The organism is Cellulomonas gelida (assembly GCF_006538725.1).
Taxonomy (GTDB): Bacteria; Actinomycetota; Actinomycetes; order Actinomycetales; family Cellulomonadaceae; genus Cellulomonas; species Cellulomonas gelida.
In genome coordinates, this window is sequence record NZ_BJLQ01000015.1 from 25,702 (window position 1) to 43,391 (window position 17,690).

At 73.8% G+C, this 17,690-nt stretch carries 13 protein-coding genes; 11 read left to right on the forward strand and 2 right to left on the reverse strand.

Annotation, left to right across the window (positions count from 1 at the left end; all coding sequences use genetic code 11):
* The first annotated feature begins 8 nt into the window (after positions 1 to 8).
* The 3 genes from CGE01nite_RS08635 (at position 9) to CGE01nite_RS08645 (ending at position 3,203) form a co-directional block, all read left to right on the forward strand.
* On the forward strand, positions 9 to 980 hold the full coding sequence (locus CGE01nite_RS08635) for a DnaJ C-terminal domain-containing protein (RefSeq protein ID WP_048341313.1): 972 nt from the start codon (positions 9 to 11) through the stop codon (positions 978 to 980).
* 61 nt (positions 981 to 1,041) lie between these two features.
* Entirely contained in the window at positions 1,042 to 1,479 is a 438-nt protein-coding gene (locus CGE01nite_RS08640; protein WP_141370289.1) for a heat shock protein transcriptional repressor HspR, read from the forward strand.
* 122 nt (positions 1,480 to 1,601) lie between these two features.
* Positions 1,602 to 3,203 (forward strand): FGGY family carbohydrate kinase, encoded by a 1,602-nt coding sequence (locus CGE01nite_RS08645; RefSeq protein WP_229747585.1) that lies wholly within the window; start codon positions 1,602 to 1,604, stop codon positions 3,201 to 3,203.
* A 40-nt stretch (positions 3,204 to 3,243) separates the two neighbouring features.
* Here CGE01nite_RS08645 and CGE01nite_RS08650 read toward each other — a convergent pair whose 3' ends face one another.
* Positions 3,244 to 4,227, reverse strand: a complete 984-nt coding sequence (locus CGE01nite_RS08650; RefSeq protein ID WP_141370293.1) for a GlxA family transcriptional regulator — start codon at positions 4,225 to 4,227, stop codon at positions 3,244 to 3,246.
* Positions 4,228 to 4,298: 71 nt separating this feature from the next.
* On the opposite strand from CGE01nite_RS08650, the gene CGE01nite_RS08655 reads away from it, so the two are divergent.
* From CGE01nite_RS08655 to CGE01nite_RS08670, 4 genes are all read left to right on the forward strand, one after another.
* Positions 4,299 to 5,549: an MFS transporter gene (locus CGE01nite_RS08655; protein ID WP_141370295.1), complete on the forward strand. Its 1,251-nt coding sequence runs from the start codon at positions 4,299 to 4,301 to the stop codon at positions 5,547 to 5,549.
* Between the two features lie 43 nt (positions 5,550 to 5,592).
* The gene (locus tag CGE01nite_RS08660; protein WP_229747586.1) at positions 5,593 to 7,875 is read left to right on the forward strand and encodes a SpoIIE family protein phosphatase; all 2,283 of its coding nucleotides are present in this window, start codon (positions 5,593 to 5,595) and stop codon (positions 7,873 to 7,875) included.
* A 333-nt stretch (positions 7,876 to 8,208) separates the two neighbouring features.
* Positions 8,209 to 9,213: an ATP-binding cassette domain-containing protein gene (locus CGE01nite_RS08665; protein WP_141370297.1), complete on the forward strand. Its 1,005-nt coding sequence runs from the start codon at positions 8,209 to 8,211 to the stop codon at positions 9,211 to 9,213.
* Positions 9,210 to 10,040: an ABC transporter permease gene (locus CGE01nite_RS08670; RefSeq protein WP_141370299.1), complete on the forward strand. Its 831-nt coding sequence runs from the start codon at positions 9,210 to 9,212 to the stop codon at positions 10,038 to 10,040. Before CGE01nite_RS08665 ends, CGE01nite_RS08670 begins: the two co-directional genes overlap by 4 nt.
* A 73-nt stretch (positions 10,041 to 10,113) precedes the next feature.
* Here CGE01nite_RS08670 and CGE01nite_RS08675 read toward each other — a convergent pair whose 3' ends face one another.
* Positions 10,114 to 13,392, reverse strand: coding sequence for an AfsR/SARP family transcriptional regulator (locus tag CGE01nite_RS08675; protein ID WP_229747587.1), 3,279 nt, complete (start codon positions 13,390 to 13,392; stop codon positions 10,114 to 10,116).
* 111 nt (positions 13,393 to 13,503) lie between these two features.
* Here CGE01nite_RS08675 and CGE01nite_RS08680 point away from each other — a divergent pair, with 111 nt between their 5' ends.
* The 4 genes from CGE01nite_RS08680 (at position 13,504) to nrdE (ending at position 17,679) form a co-directional block, all read left to right on the forward strand.
* Positions 13,504 to 14,376, forward strand: coding sequence for an SDR family oxidoreductase (locus CGE01nite_RS08680; protein WP_048341644.1), 873 nt, complete (start codon positions 13,504 to 13,506; stop codon positions 14,374 to 14,376).
* A 433-nt stretch (positions 14,377 to 14,809) separates the two neighbouring features.
* Positions 14,810 to 15,067: a glutaredoxin-like protein NrdH gene (nrdH, locus tag CGE01nite_RS08685; protein WP_048341645.1), complete on the forward strand. Its 258-nt coding sequence runs from the start codon at positions 14,810 to 14,812 to the stop codon at positions 15,065 to 15,067.
* Positions 15,068 to 15,145: 78 nt separating this feature from the next.
* On the forward strand, positions 15,146 to 15,562 hold the full coding sequence (nrdI, locus tag CGE01nite_RS08690; protein WP_048341646.1) for a class Ib ribonucleoside-diphosphate reductase assembly flavoprotein NrdI: 417 nt from the start codon (positions 15,146 to 15,148) through the stop codon (positions 15,560 to 15,562).
* Positions 15,532 to 17,679, forward strand: a complete 2,148-nt coding sequence (nrdE, locus tag CGE01nite_RS08695; RefSeq protein WP_048341647.1) for a class 1b ribonucleoside-diphosphate reductase subunit alpha — start codon at positions 15,532 to 15,534, stop codon at positions 17,677 to 17,679. The genes nrdI and nrdE overlap by 31 nt, the downstream gene beginning before the upstream one ends.
* Positions 17,680 to 17,690: the final 11 nt, after the last annotated feature.

Genomic DNA, 17,690 nt, shown 5'->3' on the forward strand with positions numbered 1-17,690 from the left:
GAGGCGCCGTGACCGGGCAGGACTGGTTGGAGAAGGACTTCTACGCGGTTCTCGGCGTCCCCAAGGACGCCGACGCGGCGACCATCAAGAAGGCCTACCGCAAGCTCGCGCGCGAGAAGCACCCGGACCACAACCCGGGTGACGCGAAGGCCGAGGCGCAGTTCAAGGACATCGGCGAGGCCTACTCGGTGCTCTCGGACGCCGAGCAGCGCCAGCAGTACGACCAGATCCGCGCGATGACCGGCGGTGCCCGGTTCACGTCGGGCGGTCGGGGCGCCGGCGGTTTCGAGGACATCCTCGGCGGCATGTTCGGCGCCGGGGCGCCGGGCGGGGGCAACACCCGCGTCCGGTACTCGCAGGGCGGGGCGGGCGGCTTCGAGGACATCCTCGGCGGGATGTTCGGCGGCGGGTTCCAGCGGGGCCCGCAGCCGGGCGTCGACCTGGCCGCGGCGGTCGAGCTGCCGTTCCGGCAGGCCGTCGAGGGCTCGACCGTCTCGCTGCAGGTCGAGAACCGCACGGTCAACGCGCGGATCCCGGCCGGCGTGCGCGACGGGCAGAAGATCCGCCTGCGCGGCAAGGGGCGCCCGGGCGAGCCGGGTGCACCCGCGGGCGACCTCGTCGTCACGGTGCACGTCAAGCCGCACCCGGTGTTCTCGCTCGACGGTCGCAACCTCAAGATCACCGTCCCGATCGCGTTCGACGAGGCCGCGCTCGGGGCCACGGTCGACGTGCCGACCCTCAGTGGCGACACGGTCCGGGTCAAGGTGCCCGCGGGCACCCCGTCCGGCCGCACGCTGCGCGTCAAGGGGCGCGGCGTGCCGGGCAAGGACGCGAAGGACGCGGGCGACCTGATGGTGTCCGTCCAGGTCGTCGTGCCGCAGCGACTGTCGGAGGCGGCGCGCGAGGCGGTCCAGGCGTTCGGCATCGCGACGAGCGGTGAGGACGTCCGCGCTTCCCTCATGGACCAGGCGCGCCGGTGACGACCCAGCTGGTCGTCGGACTCGGTCGAGGCGGGGGCGGCGCGCGACGCGAGGGGGTGCGATGAACGAGGACACGCCGATCTTCGTGATCTCGCGCGCCGCCGAGCTCGCGGGCATGCACCCGCAGACCCTGCGCCAGTACGACCGGCTCGGGCTCGTCTCGCCGCGCCGTACCGCCGGGCGGGGACGCCGCTACTCGATGCGCGATGTCGTGACGCTGCGCGCCGTGCAGCGGCTGTCGCAGGACGAGGGCATCAACCTCGCCGGGATCAAGCGGATCCTCGAGCTCGAGATGCAGGTCGACCGGCTCGAACGACAGGTCGACCACCTGCGCTCGCTCGTCGAGCCCGGCCGACGCGTGTTCACCGCCGACCCGCGCGGCGACGTCGTCGCGACCCGTCGCGCACCCCGCACGCCGCGCGTCGCCCAGCCGCCGCGCGCGATCACGTCGTCGGCGGCCGCGGTCGTCCTGTGGCGCCCGACCGCGGACGACCGCTGACCGGCATCTGACCGACGTCTGACCGTCGCAGGCGCCCGCGCGCCTGACGCACCCTGGCACGGCCCGGCGCGCGGTCCGCGACCGAGGCCCGCTGCCCCGCGGGGGACGGCAGGATGCTGGGCGTGACCACCGCGCTGGGGATCGACGTCGGGACGACGCACACCAAGGTCGCGCTCGTCGACGTCGACGCACCGCGCACGCTCTCGGTCGCGTCCGCCCCCACCCCGGGGCCAGCCGACCTGCTGCGCGTCGTCGCGGACCTCACGCGCCGCGTGCTCGCGGCGGCGCCGGACGCACCCGTCCCCGCGGCGGTCGGGGTCGCGTCGATGGCGGAGACCGGCGTCCCGATCGGTCCCGACGACGAGCCGCGCGGCGACTGGCTGCGCTGGGACGGCCACCGCGCGGGCGCTCAGGCCGACGCGCTCGCGGCCCGGCTGGGCCGTGCCGAGCTGTTCGCGGCGACGGGCGTGCGCGCGTCGGCGAAGGTCCCGCTCGCGACCTGGGCGTGGCTGCGCGACGAGCAGTCCGGCCGCCGCGCACGCTCCCGTGCGGCCGCGGGAGCGGGAGAGCGCGGGGGCGCGGTCGGCTCGCTGCACGGTGACGGTCGGTGGGCCGGTGCCGCGGACCTCGTCGTGCTGGGCCTGACGGGCCGGCTCGTCACCGACCACACGCTCGCGGGCCGCACCATGGCGTACCGCCTGGGTGACGTGCGGACCGGGCTCCCGGCGGCGTTCGACGCGGACCTGCTGGCCGAGGTCGGCCTCCCGCCGCACCAGGTCCCGCGGGTGCTGCGCCCGGGCGAGACGGTCCCGCTGCGCGCCGGCGCGCTCACCGACGCGGGGCTGCTCGCCGGCACGCCCGTCACGGTCGCGGGGCACGACCACGCGGTCGGCGCGTTCGCGGCGGGGGTGCGCGCCGCGGGCGACGTCGCGGACTCGGTCGGCACCTCGGAGGTGGTGTGCACCGTCCTGGCGGCGGACCCCGAGCGGGTCCCGGTCGCGGCGGCGGGCATGAGCCTGGTGCGCACGGTCCGTGGGGACGCGCCCGCCCTGGTCGCGGGGTCGTCGAGCGCGGGTGGCGCGGTCGCGGCCTGGCTCGCGCACGTGGCGCCCGCCGACGAGCGCGCAGCGCTGCTGGCACGCGCGTCGGCGGTCGACGACGCGCTCGTCGCGCTGCTCGTCGGCGAGGTGGCGCGGATGCCGGATGTCGCGGGCGTGCCCGCGGCCACGGATGCGATGGTCGGCGCGGTCGCCGAGGGCCGCGACCCGTTCGTCGTGCTGCCCTACGTGCACGGGCGGCAGACGCCCGCGCCCGACGCGGCCGCGACGCTCCGCGCCGTCGGGCCCGTGCCGACCGACCCGGTCGCGGCACTGCGGGGCGTGCTGCTCGGTGCCGCGCTGCAGGCGCGCTGGATGCTCGACGCGCAGGCGGCGCTCGCGGGCGCTCCGCCCGCCCGGGTGCGCGCGCTCGGCCGCCCGATGATCGCCAACCCCGCGTGGGCCGCGCTCAAGCGGTGGTGCAGCCCGGTCCCGCTGGACGTCGTCGCCGACGAGGAGGCGGTCGCGGCAGGCGCCGCGCTGCTCGCAGCCGAGCGCGCCGCCCTCGTCGGCCCGGCGCCGGTGCTGTCCGCGCTCGCGGGCCCGGCGCAGGGCCTGCAGCCCGACCCGGCCGCCGTCGAGCGGCGTCTCGCGGGCTTCATCAGCGCGGCTCGCGCTCCGCGATGACGGACGGTCCGCTGTCGGACGGCCCGCGGGAGCCGTCGCGTCACACCGGCGACGACCTCCCGACGAACGTGCGGCGGTAGTCCGAGGGGCTCACGCCGACGAGGCGGTGGAAGTGCAGGCGCATGTTCGCGGCGGTCCCGAGGCCGCACTCCTGGGCGACACGGTCGGTGCTCCAGTCGGTGCGTTCGAGCAGCTCGCGTGCGCGGTCGACGCGCGCAGCGGTGAGCCAGCGCAGGGGTGACGCGCCGGTCTCGGCCGCGAACGCCCGGGCGAGCGTGCGCTGCGACATGCTCGCGTGCCGCGCGAGATCCGCGACGGTCAGCGGCTCGTGCAGGTGGTCGAGGGCCCACGCGCGGGTGCCCGCGAGTGTGCTCGCGGCGTCGGGCGGGGTGGTCCGGGCGATGAACTGCGCCTGCCCGCCGTCGCGGTGCGGTGCCGCGACGATCGCGCGCGCCACGTGGTTGGCGACCGCGGCACCCAGGTCGGTGCGCAGCAGGTGCAGGCACGCGTCGATGCCGGACGCGACGCCCGCGGAGGTCAGGACGTCGCCCTCGTCGACGAACAGCACGTCCGGGTCCACGCGGACCAGCGGGTACCGCGCCGCGAGGCGGTCGGTGTAGGCCCAGTGCGTCGTCGCACGCCGACCGTCGAGCAGTCCGGCGGCGGCCAGCGCGAACGCGCCGACGCAGATCGACACGACGCGTGCGCCGCGGGCGTGCGCGGTGCGCAGTGCGTCGAGCACGTCGTCGGCGGGTGGCTGGTCGATGTCGTCGTACGCGGGGACGATCACGGTGTCGGCCGCGACGACGGCCTCGAGCCCGGCCTGCGCGACGACCGGGAACCCGCCCGCGGTGGGCACGGGACCGGGGCTCCGCCCGCACAGCGTCAGGCGGTAGTGCTCGGCGGTGCGGCTCTGGAGCACCTGGAACGGCATGCCGACCTCCATCGGCAGCGCGCCCGGCAGCGCCAGCACGGCGACGTCGCGCACGCGCGAGGGCCTCGGCACCGGACCGTCCACGCTCATGGCGAGAATCTAGCGCACAGTGGCAATCCTGCCGCTCGTCGGACGGAGCCCGACCCCGCCAGGGTGGTCGCGTGACCCCACCTGACGCCCCGACTCGCGCGCTCGTGGAGCCCCCGCGCGTCGACGGGCCGCGCCTCACGCGCCGGCTCGTCCCCGCGCAGTCGCTCTACACGTTCGGCATCTCGATCGACCTGACCCTCACGGGCATCGTCGGGGCGCACCTCGCGCCGACGCGCGCGCTCGCGACGCTCCCGTTCAGCCTCATGCCCGTCGTCGCGGTGCTCTCGACGTTCGCGCTCTCGCGGTGGATCGGGCGCAGCGGGTACCGGCGCGTCTTCACCCTCGCGCCGCTGGCGGCCGTCGCGGCAGGCCTCCTGTCGGCGTACGCGGTCCACCGTGGCTCGTTCGCGCTGTTCTGCGTCGGGACGGCGCTCGTCGGGGTGTACCAGGCGGGCGCGGGCTACTACCGGTACGCGGTCGCGGAGGCGAACCCCGACGAGCGGGCGCGCGCGATCACGACGCTGCTCGCGGGCGGCCTGCTCGCGGCGCTCGTCGGGCCGTTCCTCGCGACGGCCGTCGGCGGGCTCGGCTCGACCCCGTACGTCGCGTCGTACCTGCTGGTCGCCGGGTTCGCGGTGCTCGCGTGCGGGTGGAACGCGCGCCTCCCGCGGGACCTCGCGCACCTGACCGGACCCCGCCGGGCCGACGAGGGTGCGCCGGCGGCCGCGGCGCGCTCGCACCGCGAGCTGTGGCGCCAGCCCGTCCTCGTGCTCGGCGTCCTGGTCACCGCGCTCGCGGCCGCCGCGATGAGCTCGCTCATGACCGCAGGGCCCGTCGCGGGCATGGACATGGGGCACACCGAGCAGCACGCGGCGTTCTCGGTCCAGCTCCACATGATCGGGATGTACGCACCGGGGCTGCTGGTCGCGCGGTGGATCGGGCGGCTGGGCGAGCGGCGCGTCGCGGCACTCGGTGCGCTCGTGCTCGCCGCCGCGGGCCTGGCGACCGTGCGGCCGGACATGGTCGCGTTCGTCGTCGCGATGACGCTCGCCGGGGTGGGGTGGAACCTCGCCGGCAGCGGCGGCGCGGCGATGGTCGCGGCGTCGTACCGGCCCGCCGAGCGCGGGCGTGTGCAGCCCGTGGCCGAGGTCGTCGCGACCGCCGCCGCGGTGGTCGGTTCCCTCGGCGCGGGCCTCGCGACGACCGCGACCGGCTGGCCCGTGCTCGGGGTGCTGGTCGCCGTCGCGTCGGTGCTCGTCGTCGTCGCGCTCGTGCGCCCGACGCGCGCGCGCCGGGCCCGTACGGAGGAGGTGGTGGCGTGAGTTAGGTTGCACACCGAAAATGTCGACGAGGAGGTGCCAGCGGATGTCCGACCGCGAACCGATGGCCGACCTGCTCGAACCCGGGGAGCCCGTCGACCTCGACAACTGCGCGCGTGAGCCGATCCACGTGCCCGGCTCGGTCCAGCCGCACGGTGTGCTGCTCGCGGTCACCGAGCCCGAGCTCGTCGTCGAGCACGTGTCGGCCAACGTCGCGGACCTCCTCGGCCGCAGCGTCCAGGACACGCTCGGGGCGGACCTCGACGCCGTGCTCGGGAGCGAGCCGGCCGAGCAGATCCGCGCGCACGTGCGGACGTTCGGCAACCTCCGGCAGCGCAACCCGCTCGTCGTCGTCGCGGCCACGCCCGACGGCCCGCGTGAGGTCGACGCGGTGCTGCACCGCGTGGTGGTCGGCGACCGGACCCTGCTCGTGGTCGAGCTCGAGGCGTCGACCGGCCCGCGGCCGTTCTCGTTCCCGAACACCTACCAGGCGGTGCGTGACGCGCTCGAGCGCCTGAGCGCGAGCCAGTCGCTCGCCGAGCTGTACGACGTGGCCGCGCACGAGGTGCGGGCGCTGACCGGGTTCGACCGCGTGATGATCTACCGGTTCGACGCCGAGTACAACGGCGAGGTCGTGGCGGAGGCCAAGCGCGCGGACCTCAACTCGTTCCTCGGGCTGCACTACCCCGCCTCGGACATCCCGCCGCAGGCCCGCGCGCTGTACGAGCAGAGCTGGATCCGGCTCATCGCCGACGTCGGGTACACCCCCGCGCCGCTCGTCCCGGGGGTCGACGCGGCGACCGGGGAGCCGCTCGACCTCACGCACTCGGTGCTGCGCAGCGTCTCGCCGATCCACCTCGAGTACCTCGGCAACATGGGCGTCGCCGCGTCGATGTCGATCTCGCTGCTGCGTGACGGGCGGCTGTGGGGCCTCGTCGCGTGCCACCACTACTCCGGTCCGCACCACCCTCCGTACGGCGTGCGCGCGGCTGCCGAGTTCCTGGGGTCGTCGCTGTCGTTGCGCCTGGTCGCCCGGGCCGAGGAGGACGAGCTGCAGGCGGCGCTCGCCGCGGAGGCGACGCTCGTGCGCCTGCTCATCGCGTCCCGCGACGCCGCGCACACCCTCGGTGACGCGCTCGTCGGGCGGACCGCGTCCGGGGTGTCCCTGCTCGAGCTCGTGCCCGCGCAGGGGGTCGTGGTCTTCGGCGACGACACCCGGAGCGTCGAGGGCGTGGTGCCCGACGACCCGTCGCCGCTGCGCGAGTGGATCGCCGCGCAGCCCGAGGACGTCACCGCGCGCACCGAGCTCAGCGCGCAGGAGCCCGCGCTCGCGGACGCGCTGCCGGGCGTCGCCGGGCTGCTCGCGGTGCGGCTGCCCGAGGACCGCGCGATCGTCTGGCTGCGCCGCGAGGCCGTGCACGACGTGTCCTGGGGCGGGGACCCGCAGAACAAGGCGATCGCACGGCGTGAGGGCGACGAGGTGCGGCTCAGCCCGCGCAAGTCGTTCGAGAAGTGGACCCAGACGATTCGCGGCCGGAGCGCGCCGTGGACCGCGCAGGAGCTGCGCTCGGTCACCGACCTGCGCCGACGCCTGCTCGAGACGCTCCTGCTGCGCACCCGCTGGGCGCTCGGCGTCGCCGAGACCGTGCAGCGCTCCCTGTTGCCCGCAGAGCTGCCGCACGTCGAGGGGTGGCAGCTGCACGCGCGCTACGTGCCCGCACCCGGCGGTCGGGTCGGGGGCGACTGGTACGACGCGCTCGAGCTGCCCGACGGGCGGATCGCCGTGGTCATCGGGGACGTCGCCGGGCACGGCCTGTCCGCCGCCGCGGCGATGGGCCAGCTGCGCAACTCGCTGCGGGCGTTCCTGCTGCGCGGCGACGGTCCGGCCGACGCACTGCGCTGGACCGACGTGGTGGCCCGCCGCACGATGGCCACCGACATGGCCACGGTCGTCGTCGCCGCGGTCGACCAGGCGACGGGCGAGGTCGAGGTCTCCATCGCGGGTCACCCCCGCCCGCTCGTGCTCGACGCGGTCGGCGGTGCCGAGCTGCTCGAGGTCAGCGTGGACCGGCCCGTCGGCGTCGGCTCGGGGGAGCCGCCCACGCACCGGTTCGTGATCGAGCCCGGTGGCGGCGTCGTGCTCTACAGCGACGGGCTCGTCGACTCGCGCTCGACGAACCTGCGCGCGGGCCTGGCCCGGCTGGTCGGCGCGTTCACGCGCGAGGACCCGACGCGCCCGGTCGACATCGACGACGTCGTCCGCGAGTGCAGCGACCCGTCGTCGGTCGACGACACCACCCTCCTCCTCCTCTGCCGCGACCTCTACTGACCCCACCCCCTCCGCGACCCAGCGCCTGCTCCGGCTCATCGCGGGTGTGGCCTGAGCAGACGCTGGGTCGCGGGGTGGCGGTGGCGCGAGCAAGCGGTTGCTCCGGCTGTGGGGCGGGTTGGCCTGAGCAGTCGCTGGGTCGCGGGGTGGTGGTGGCGTGAGCCAGGGGTTGCTCCGGCTGTGGGGCGGGTTGGCCTGAGCAGTCGCTGGGTCGCGAGGTGGGGGCGGGGCAGGGGAGCGGCGCGCGGGGGTCCGGTGGGGCGGGTCGGGGTGGTGTCGGTGGTGTCGGTGGGGTGTCGGGGCCGTGTCAGCCGGGGCGGTCAGGGTGGCGGCATGAACCCAGACCTGGTGATCGAGGCCGAGGGCCTTGTGAAGCACTTCGGCGAGACGAAGGCGCTGCAGGGCGTCGACCTCGTCGTCCCCCGGGGCACCGTGCTCGGTGTGCTCGGCCCCAACGGCGCCGGCAAGACGACGACCGTCCGCATCCTGTCCACCCTGCTCACCCCCGACGCGGGCACGGCCCGCATCAACGGCCTCGACGTGGTCCGCGACGCCGAGAAGGTCCGGCACATGATCGGCCTGACCGGGCAGTACGCGTCCGTCGACGAGGACCTCACGGGCCGCCAGAACCTCGTGCTGTTCGGCACCCTGCTCGAGCTCGGCCGCAAGGGCGCCCGCGCCCGTGCCGTCGAGCTGCTCGAGTGGTTCGACCTCGCGGACGCCGCCGACCGTCCCGCGAAGACGTACTCCGGCGGCATGCGTCGCCGCCTCGACCTGGCCGCGAGCCTCGTCGGACGGCCCGACGTGATCTTCCTCGACGAGCCGACCACCGGACTCGACCCCGCGAAGCGCGAGGCGATGTGGGACGTGGTCCGCTCGCTCGTCTCGGACGGCTCGACCGTGCTGCTCACCACGCAGTACCTCGAGGAGGCGGACGCGCTGGCCGACGAGATCACGGTCGTCGACCACGGGCGAGTCATCGCGCACGACACCCCGGACGGGCTCAAGCGCATCGTCGGCGGCCAGACGCTCGAGGTGCGCCCGACGGACCAGACCCGCCTGGCGGAGACCGCGCAGATCCTCTCGCAGGTCAGCACGGGTGCCGCAGCCGACGAGATCCGCAAGGGGATGCTCGCGGTCCCGGTGGCCGGCGACGAGGCGCTCACGGCGACGGTCGCCCGCCTGGGCGCCGCGGGCATCGGTGTCACGGAGCTCTCGCTGCACCTGCCGAGCCTCGACGAGGTCTTCTTCACCCTGACCGGCCGGACCACGTCCGACGAGGCCGAGCCCGGCTCCGACGACAGCGCCCGCGACACCAGCAAGGAGGTGGCGGCATGACCACCACGGCTCTCGAACCGACCCGCACGCAGCCCGCACCGCGCGCGGCCGCGGCCGCGCCGGCCCGCCCGTTCCCGCTGGTGCGCCACTCCGCCGCGCTGACCAGGCGCAGCCTGATCAAGACGTGGCGCACGCCCGAGGCGCTGATCGACGTGACGCTGCAGCCGATCATCTTCCTCGCGATCTTCGTGACGATCTTCGGCAACGCGGTCGCCGGCAGCACGGGCGACTACCTGCAGTTCCTGCTGCCCGGGATCCTCGGGCAGACGATCGCGATGGGCGCGATCGCGATCGGCGTGAACCTCAACACCGACATGGAGAAGGGGATCTTCGACCGGTTCAAGTCGCTGCCGATCCCCCGGTCGGCACCCCTGCTGGGCGCGGTGCTGGGCGACGTGGTGCGGTACGTGATCGTCGCGGTCGTGACGATCGGCACGGGCTACGCGATGGGCTTCCGGATCGCGACGAGCCCGCTCGAGGCGGTCGCCGGGTGCCTGCTGGCCGTGCTGTTCGCGGTCTGCCTGTCGTGGGTGAGCGTGTGGGTCGGGATGATCGTGCGCACGTCCGGTGCGGTGCAGGGCGTGATGTTCCTGCTGATCATGCCGCTGACGTTCGGCTCCAACGTGTTCGTGCAGACCGACGACCTGCCCGGCTGGATGCAGGGCTTCGTCGACGTCAACCCGCTGACGCACCTGGTCGACTCGATGCGCGGGCTGTTCCTCGGCACGCCGGTGGGCAACCACGTGTGGTGGACGCTCGCATGGTGCGTGGGCCTGGTCGCGGTGTTCATGCCGCTGGCGCTGCGCGCCTACCGCCGCAAGGTCTGACGGTCGAGCGGGGTCCGCGTCGCTGGGCGGCGCGGACCCCGTCGTCTGCCGGGTCGACCCGGGGCCGGCGGGGTCAGCGCTGCGTCGCGGGGCCCAGCAGGCGGGACGCCAGCGCGAGGATCGAGCGGCTGATCTCGGACGCGGGACGCGGCCGCAGCTCGTCGGCCCGGGCCTGCCCGCGCGTGCCCGCGAGGCTGCTCGCGAGCGACCGGTTCTTGCCCACCTGGAGCGCGATGCTCGAGACGCTCGCCCCCATCCGGGTGCCGAGCGCCCACAGCTCGACCGCGGTGTCCTCGTCGTCGCCGCGCCACGCGACGAGCTCGGCGCAGCCGAGCGCGAACGCCCCGACGACCGGCATGTCGCTCAGGCCCCGTGCGTCGGTGATGGCGGCGGTCAGCGCCGCGACGACGTCCGCGTCGACGGCTGCGCGGCGGGCCGGGTCGGTCTCGTCGCGCTCGGCCTGCAGCAGCAGCACGACCGCCGAGACGCGGAACACGATGCGTGCCTGCGGGACGGACGACTCGTCGTCGGCGACCGTCTGCACGGCGCGCAGCGCATGCGTCACGGCGCTCGCGTTGTCGCCGTCGGACAGCGCGACCATCGCGAGCCCGAGGAGGGCCTGCGCGCGGTCCATCGCCTCCTCACGCGGGGAGGTGACCACGTCGTGCAGCGCGGCTCGACCGTCCTGGTCGCCCTCGACTGCGCGCTGCACGTCGAGCAGCACCCGCAGGCTGCGCGCGTCCTGCACGGCGCCGACGAGCTCGAGGTGGTGCACGCTGCGCTCGAGCCACTCCACGGCGTCGTCGCCGCCGTGCGCCGCCGACCACTGCGCGACCCCCTGCGCGGCCATGCCCATGCCCCAGTGGTTGCCGATCCGCTCGAACATCGCGAACGCCGCGCGGGCGTCCTGCGCGGACCCGTCGGTCTCGCCGGCGTTCTCCCGCACCGCGGCGCGCAGGAACAGGCCGAGCGCCTGGACGTACTCGTCGTCCTGCGCGGTGAGGGACCGCGCAGAGTCCTCGAGCGCCGCCAGGTCGGTCGAGACGAGCGACGGGACTGCCGCGGCCAGCGCCGCCGAGCCGGGTCGGACCTCGTCGGACTGCTCGCGTGCGAGCCGCCGCAGCACGCGGCCGGCGAGCGCGGTCAGCCGCAGCGTCGTCGTGATGCCGCCGTTGACCGCCGTCTGGAGCATGACGGTCGTGGTGAGCTCGCCGTGCGGCACGCGCCGCCCCGAGGCCGCGCCGACGAACAGCGCGGAGCGTCGCCGCGCGGCCGGTTCGCTCACGTGCACGAGCCGCGAGGCCCACGTCACGACCTCCACGTGCATACCGCGCACGGTCCACCACGGGAACAGGGCGGACGCGACCTCGACGGCCGCCGCCTCGTCGTGCTCGATCGACCATCGCAGCGCCGCGACCAGCGCCTCCTGCTCGTCGCTGCACCGCGCGAACGCGTCGAGCTGCCCCTCGCCGGTCATCCGGTCGCTCAGGTCCACGGCTTCGCGCGTGGCCCACGCGACCAGCCCGGCCATCGCGTCGGCGCGCGTGCCCGCGGCGTCGAGGCGCGCCTCGCCGTACTCGCGGACCGTCTCGAGCATGCGGTAGCGCGCGGGGCCGGGGCCGGCGTCGTCGAGCACCAGCAGGGACTGGTCGACGAGGTCCGCGAGCCCGCGCCGCGTGTCCGGCACGCCCGCGACGCTCGCGGCCAGCGCCGCGGTGAACGAGCCGGGCACCACGGCGAGCCGGGCGAGCAGCTCGCGCTCGTCGTCCGGCAGCAGCTCGCGGCTCCAGTCGACGAGCGCCCACAGGCTCGCGTGGCGCTCGGGCAGCCCGCGCAGCGCGTCGTCGAGCAGCGCGAACCTGTCGGCGAGGCTGTCGAGCAGGTCCTCGAGCGGCATCGAGCGCAGGCGGGCGGCCGCGAGCTCGAGCGCGAGGGGGAGGCTGTCGAGGCGGTGGCACAGCTCGAGCGCGCGCGCGTCGTCCCAGACGAGGCCGGGCCGGGCCGATTCGGCGCGGGCGCGCAGCAGCGCGAGGGCGTCGGTGTCGGGCAGGGCGGGCAGCCGGTGCACGCGCTCGCCGACGAGGCCGAGCGGCGCGCGGGACGTCGCCAGGATCGTGACGTCGGGCGGGACCACGTCGAGCAGGTCCGCGACGAGGTCCGCGGCCGCGGCGAGCACGTGCTCGCAGTTGTCGAGGACGACGAGCCCTCGCAGCTCCTGCGCGGCGGCGCGCAGCCGTTCGAGCCGGGGCAGCACGCGCCGCTCGACGCCGACCTCGGGGAGCGCCGGGACCGTCTCGGAGCCGCCGAGCTCGCCGATCACCGCGGGGAGCACGTCGTCGGCGGACCGCAGCCCCGCGAGCTCGACGACGTGCACCTGCTGCCCGGCCTCGGCGGCGAGCCGCGCGACCTCAGCCGCGAGCCTGGTCTTGCCCGCACCCCCGGTCGCGACGACGGTGACGACCGCCGCGTCGCGCAGCGCGGCGGTCACCGCCGCGACGTCCGCCTCGCGACCGACGAGCGGCGTGGGCGGGCGACGCCACGCGGAGGGCAGGTGCGCGGTCGGTGCCGTCGAGCGCCCGGCGGCGTCGAGCGTGTGCGCGGCGGCGGTCGACGACCCGGCCGGCGGCCCGACGGTGGGCGCGGCGGCGGGGCGCCCACCGTCGGGCGCGCGCGTCGGGCCGAGCTCGCCGCGCAGCAGCGCGACGTGCGCGTCCGCGACCACGGCCGACGGGTCCGTGCCGTACCGCTCGGCGAGGTCGCGCCGCAGCGTCTCGACGACCTCGAGCGCCTCGGCGTCGCGGCCCTGCGCGGCCAGGACGCGCACGAGCAGCGCGACGGACGGCTCGTCGGGCGGGGTGCGCGTCGCGAGCAGCCGCAGGTCGGTCTCGTCGTACGGGCCGTCCGTGCGCAGCGCGACGCGCGCCGTGACGTCGGCGGCCTCGGCGAGCAGGCGGACCGCGGCGGCGTCGTCGGGCGCCGGCGGCAGGAGCGCGCGGGCCCGCGCGGCGGCGTCGGCGGCGGCCACGAGATCGCCCGCCTCGAGGGCAGCGCGCGCCACGCCGACGAGCCCGCGGGCCTCATCGGAGTCGACCGACAGATCGTCGGCGGGCAGCCGGTAGCCACCCGGCACGGACTGCACCGGCAGGCCGAGCCGACGCACGCGTGAGACGAGCGCCTGCACGGCGCCCTGCTCGTCGTCGGGCGGCGCACCGTCCCAGACGGCCTCGACGAGCGCGCCGACGGACACCGCACGCCCGCGCGCCGCGACGAGCTCACGCACCACGGCGGCGAGCCGCTCGCCGCGGACGGGCCGGCCGTCGAGCGCGAGCGGTCCGAGGGTGGTCACGTGCACGTGACCAGCATCCCTCACGTGCCCGTGGGGGCGGGAAAGGTTCTGGCGCGCGGGGTGTTGTGCCGGGGGAGCGACGCGAGACACGGGTCGCCCAGCAACGGGAGGAAGCACATGTCTGTCGTCGTCACCGGGGCCAGCGGCCACCTGGGCCGTCTCGTCGTCGAGGGTCTGCTCGAAGCGGGGGTCGCGCCCGGCGAGATCGTCGCGGGCGGGCGCCGGACCGAGCGCCTCGCGGACCTGGCCGAGCGCGGCGTGCGCGTGGCGGTGGTCGACTACGACCGCCCCGAGACGCTGCCCGAGGCCTTCGGGGGTGCCGACACGCTCGTGCTCGTCTCCGGCTCCGAGGTCGGCAAGCGCATCCCTCAGCACACCGCGGCGATCGAGGCCGCGCGGGCGGCCGGCGTCCGCCGCATCGTCTACACGAGCGCGCCGCACGCCGACACCACGACGCTCGTCGTCGCACCCGAGCACAAGGCGACCGAGGAGCTGCTGGCGGCCTCCGGCCTGGTCGTGACGGTGCTGCGCAACAACTGGTACACCGAGAACTACGTCCCGGCGCTGCAGCAGGCGGCCGCGACGGGCGAGATCGTCTCGTCGACCGGGGACGGGCGCGTGGCCTCCGCGAGCCGCGCGGACTTCGCCGCGGGCGTGGTGGCGGTCGTCACGGGCGAGGGGCACGACGGGCGGACCTACGAGGTCTCGGGCGACTACGCGTGGACGCACGACGAGCTCGCGGCCGCGGCGGCGCAGGTGCTCGGCCGTCCGGTCGTGCACCGGCGGGTGACGCCCGACGAGCAGCGCGCGGGCCTGCTGGCGGCCGGTCTCGACGAGGGCACCGTCGGGTTCGTCGTGGCGCTCGACCAGGACATCGCCGCGGGTGGCCTCGCGGACGCGACCGACACGCTGCGCACCCTCATCGGCCGCCCGACGACGCCGCTCCTCGACGGCCTGCGCGCGGCGTGGGCGGACGCCTCCGCGAGCTGAGACGCCGCCCGGCGGCCCGCGGACCGGACACTTCGGGACTCCATCGGACATATCGCCTGTGGACGACTCTGGGGACGAGACGGTCCCCGATGTGGACGACCTGTGGGCCGCCTGTGGGTCGAACCACAGCGATGTCGTTACGCCCGCGCAAACCTGCAGGCCAGAGGCTCTGTCAGGGGTCGTCGGTACTGTGGACGAGTCATGCACGGGGTGAAAAACGACACGGATGTAACACAACACCTAGTGGTTGGTTGCGGTGTCAGACACTAGGTGTAGTGTCTTCTCTACGCGATCGACCGAGGCGTCGAGCGGTCGCCGGAGGCTCCACGAGGGCCTCCGGGAACGCTCGGTCAGGGCGACCTCCGAGGGTCGGGAAGAGCGCGGACGAGCATCAGAACCACTGAGTTTCTTTGAGTCTCCGGGGAGAGGCACCATGACGATCACGGTCTACAGCAAGCCGGCCTGCGTGCAGTGCAACGCGACCTACCGTGCTCTCGACAAGCTCGGTGCCGAGTACACGGTCGTGGACATCAGCGAGGACGCGGACGCCCGCGACTACGTCATGTCGCTCGGCCACCTGCAGGCCCCGGTCGTCATCGTCGACGGGGTCGACGGGGACCACTGGTCGGGCTACCGCCCGGACCGCATCAAGGCGCTCGAGCAGCGCCTGCAGGCTGTCACCGTCGCCTGAAGCGCCGCCTTCGACGGCGGTCACACCGGCCCACGGAGGCCGGCGGAAGCCAGCGCTCGAATCGCTGAGGAGGCATCGATGAGCTCGCTCGTCTACTTCTCCTCGGCCTCGAACAACACCCACCGCTTCATCGAGAAGCTGGGCCAGCCGGCCCAGCGGATCCCCCTGCGCCCGACCGAGGCGTTCTTGCACGTCACAGAGCCGTACGTGCTCGTCGTGCCGACGTACGGGGGCGGGAACGAGGGCGGCGCGGTACCGCGGCAGGTCGTGAAGTTCCTCAACGACACGGCCAACCGCTCACTGCTCCGCGGCGTCATCGCCGCGGGCAACACCAACTTCGGCGAGGCGTACTGCATCGCGGGGGAGATCATCGCGGCCAAGTGCCGCGTCCCCTACCTGTACGGCTTCGAGCTCATGGGAACGAACGAGGACGTGCAGCGCGTCCGCGACGGATTGGAACGGTTTTGGCAGCGACAGTCACTGATCAGCGCGTAGAGGCGTCGGGCCTGGACTACCACGCCCTCAACGCGATGCTGAACCTGTACAGCGCGGACGGGAAGATCCAGTTCGACAAGGACCGCGAGGCGGCCCGCGCGTACTTCCTGCAGCACGTGAACCAGAACACGGTGTTCTTCCACGACCTGGACGAGAAGCTCGACTACCTCGTCGAGAACAAGTACTACGACCCGGCGGTGCTCGCGCAGTACGACCGCGCGTTCATCAAGACGCTGTTCCAGTACGCGTACTCGAAGAAGTTCCGCTTCCAGACCTTCCTCGGGGCGTTCAAGTACTACACGTCGTACACGCTCAAGACGTTCGACGGGAAGCGCTACCTCGAGCGCTTCGAGGACCGCGTGTGCATGGTGGCGCTCTCGCTCGCCGCGGGCGACCAGGACTACGCGATCTCCCTGGTCGACGAGATCGTCTCGGGCCGGTTCCAGCCGGCGACGCCGACGTTCCTCAACCTCGGCAAGGCGCAGCGCGGCGAGCCCGTCTCCTGCTTCCTGCTGCGCATCGAGGACAACATGGAGTCCATCGCGCGCGGCATCAACTCCGCGCTGCAGCTCTCCAAGCGCGGCGGCGGCGTGGCCCTGCTGCTCTCGAACGTCCGTGAGCACGGCGCGCCCATCAAGCACATCGAGAACCAGAGCTCCGGCGTCATCCCCGTGATGAAGCTGCTCGAGGACTCGTTCTCGTACGCGAACCAGCTCGGCGCGCGTCAGGGTGCCGGCGCGGTGTACCTGCACGCGCACCACCCGGACATCTACCGGTTCCTCGACACCAAGCGCGAGAACGCCGACGAGAAGATCCGCATCAAGACGCTGTCGCTCGGCGTCGTGATCCCGGACATCACGTTCGACCTCGCGAAGAAGAACGAGCCGATGTACCTGTTCTCGCCGTACGACGTCGAGCGTGTGTACGGCGTGCCGTTCGCGGACATCAACGTCACCGAGAAGTACTACGAGATGGTCGACGACTCGCGGATCCGCAAGACGAAGATCAGCGCCCGCGAGTTCTTCCAGACGCTCGCCGAGATCCAGTTCGAGTCCGGCTACCCGTACGTCATGTTCGAGGACACGGTGAACCGGGCCAACCCGATCGACGGCAAGGTCACGCACTCGAACCTCTGCTCGGAGATCCTGCAGGTCTCGACCCCGTCGACCTACAACGAGGACCTGTCCTACGACCACGTCGGCCGGGACATCTCCTGCAACCTCGGCTCGATGAACATCGCGCTGTCGATGGACTCCCCGGACTTCGGCAAGTCCGTCGAGACCGCGATCCGTGCCCTGACGGCCGTCTCCGACCAGACCGACATCGAGTCGGTCCCGTCGATCAAGCGCGCCAACCGCGGCGGGCACGCGATCGGCCTGGGCCAGATGAACCTGCACGGGTACCTGGCGCGCGAGCGGATCTTCTACGGGTCCGACGAGGGCCTCGACTTCACGAACATCTACTTCTACACGGTCGCTTACCACGCGATCCGTGCGTCGAACCTGCTCGCGCAGGAGCGCGGCGAGAAGTTCTACGGCTTCGAGAAGTCGACGTACGCGACCGGCGAGTACTTCGAGAAGTACATCGAGAAGGAGTGGGCGCCGCGCACGGAGCGCGTCCGCGAGCTCTTCGCCGAGGCGAACATCCACATCCCGACGCAGGACGACTGGCGCACGCTCGCGGCGCTCGTCGCCGAGCACGGCCTGTACAACCAGAACCTGCAGGCGGTCCCGCCGACCGGCTCGATCTCGTACATCAACCACTCGACGAGCTCGATCCACCCGATCGCGTCGAAGATCGAGATCCGCAAGGAAGGCAAGATCGGTCGCGTCTACTACCCGGCGCCGTTCATGACGAACGACAACCTGGAGTACTACCAGGACGCGTACGAGATCGGCTACGAGAAGATCATCGACACGTACGCCGAGGCCACGCAGCACGTGGACCAGGGCCTGTCGCTGACGCTCTTCTTCAAGGACACCGCGACCACGCGTGACCTGAACAAGGCGCAGATCTACGCCTGGCGCAAGGGCATCAAGACGATCTACTACATCCGCCTGCGCCAGCTGGCACTCGAGGGGACTGAGGTGGAGGGTTGCGTCAGCTGCATGCTATGACGCTCTGACCT